Annotated in this window: 2 protein-coding genes; one reads left to right on the top strand and one right to left on the bottom strand. The window is 65.9% G+C overall.

Annotated features, from left to right (window positions below; translation table 11 throughout):
- On the bottom strand, window positions 1-313 hold a 313-nt coding region (locus tag MUO23_10960; GenBank protein MCJ7513475.1), incomplete at its 3' end, for a hypothetical protein.
- A gap of 113 nt (window positions 314-426) precedes the next feature.
- On the opposite strand from MUO23_10960, the gene MUO23_10955 reads away from it, so the two are divergent.
- Window positions 427-1,470: a prohibitin family protein gene (locus MUO23_10955; protein ID MCJ7513474.1), complete on the top strand. Its 1,044-nt coding sequence runs from the start codon at window positions 427-429 to the stop codon at window positions 1,468-1,470.
- The last annotated feature ends 317 nt before the right edge of the window (window positions 1,471-1,787 follow it).

Below are 1,787 nucleotides of genomic sequence, written 5' to 3'. Positions count from 1 at the left end.
GCGAGGCCTCGGTGCTCGAGAGCAGCCAGCGGCGGGCCGCCGCCGGCGGCTGAAAGCCAACCCCAACTGGGCCGAACAGGTCGAGCCGAGCCCCCGGAGCCGGGCATCCGCTGGCATCGACCGGGAGTGCCAGCAGGCCGCGCTCGATCTCGCAGGGAAACACAGGCGTGAGGAGACCGGAGGCCCCGAGGAAATCGGCCAGGATGGCCTGTCCCGGGGCGACGACCCAGGCCTCGGGCGTGCGCAGGCGGACAACGGGCGTGCCGAGGGCATCCAGGCCCAGCGAGTGGATGACTGTCTGAATCCGACGCACGGGCGCATGCTAGCATGGCGCTCCGGTCAGGGCAACGTCAGGCGACAGCAGGGGGCCACCTGCTATAATCGTCTCAAACTTCAGCTCATCGTTGAGTTTTCCAGGAGGCTTGAATGAACGTTGCACAGGTCGTCCGATTGATGGCGTCGCTGGCGTGGTTGGCGGCGATTGCGGTGATTGCGACCTCGGTTATGCGGGCCGGGCGCGGCCAGCCGATCCGTAAGTCCGGCACCGTCGTCTTAGCGATCGTCGGCATCGCCATCTTGCTCACGGTCGTCGCCGCCGGGTTGGTCTTCATCCAACCGGAGGAGCGAGGTGTGGTGATCTCCGCTCTGGCGCCCAAGGGCTACCGGGAAGAGACGCTCCAGCCAGGGTTGCGCTGGGTGGTCCCCTTCTTTGAGAACGTCGTCCTCTACCCGATCTCGCGCCAGTCCTACACGATGTCGATTGCCCCGTTGGAGGGCGCCGTCCAGGGGGATGACTCGGTAACAGCCCGAACGTCCGATGGGCAAGAGTTGTTCATTGACGCCTCGGTCATTTTCGCCATCGACCCGAATGAGGTCATCGGCGTGCACATCGACTGGAAGAACCGATACGTCGACGAGCTCATCCGGCCCCAGGCGCGCGGCATTATCCGCGATACCGCCTCGCAGTACGGCGTCGAAGAGATCGTGACCTCCAGACGAGATGACTTCCAGTCCAGCATGGAAACCGCCCTGACAGAGAAGATGCAGGAGAATGGCCTGGTGCTGATCGATTTCATCCTGCGTAACATCACCTTCTCGCCGGAGTACGCCGCCTCGGTGGAGCAGAAGCAGATCGCCGAACAGTTGGCCCAGCAGGCGGAGCTGATAGTCCAGCAGCGCAAGCAGGAAGCGGAGCAGGCCCGGCAGACGGCGCAGGGCCGGGCCGATGCGCTGGTGATCGACGCCGAAGGCAAGGCCAAGTCCAATCTGATCGAGGCCGAAGCCCAGTCCAAGGCGCTCGAGCTGATCGGGGCTGCCCTGCGCAGCAACCCGGCTTTGCTCAACTATGAGTACATCCAGCGGCTGGCGCCGGGCATCCAGGTGATGCTGGTGCCGAGCGACAATCCGTACCTGCTGCCGCTGCCGACGCTCGCGCCTGCCGCGACGATCCCCCCGGCGACCGGACAATAGTCACAGCATCGTAACGCATCGTAACGCGCAGACTACGTGCGCAAGACCGAAACGCGGGACCCGGCAGGCGGCCGGGTCCCGTTGACGTTCGAGTGGGAGCGCTCGCAGTGGAGCGGGAGGAGGCCGAGGGCATGCATCCAGGTGAGGCGCCCCGTCCGTCGCCCCTGCGGAAGCAAGGACCCAGGCGAGGTGCCACGTGAGTGGCGGCCGCCCCACCCAACACGCCGCCGGCGACGGTACGCCGACGCCGACCTGCATCGCCCGATGGGAAGAATCCTCTGGATTCCCGCACCCTTCTGCTTCGCTGCGGGGTGCTG

This window comes from Anaerolineales bacterium (assembly GCA_022866145.1).
GTDB lineage: Bacteria > Chloroflexota > Anaerolineae > Anaerolineales > E44-bin32 > PFL42.
Note: the sequence above shows the minus strand (reverse complement) of the source record. Positions and strands in the feature narration are given on the sequence as shown.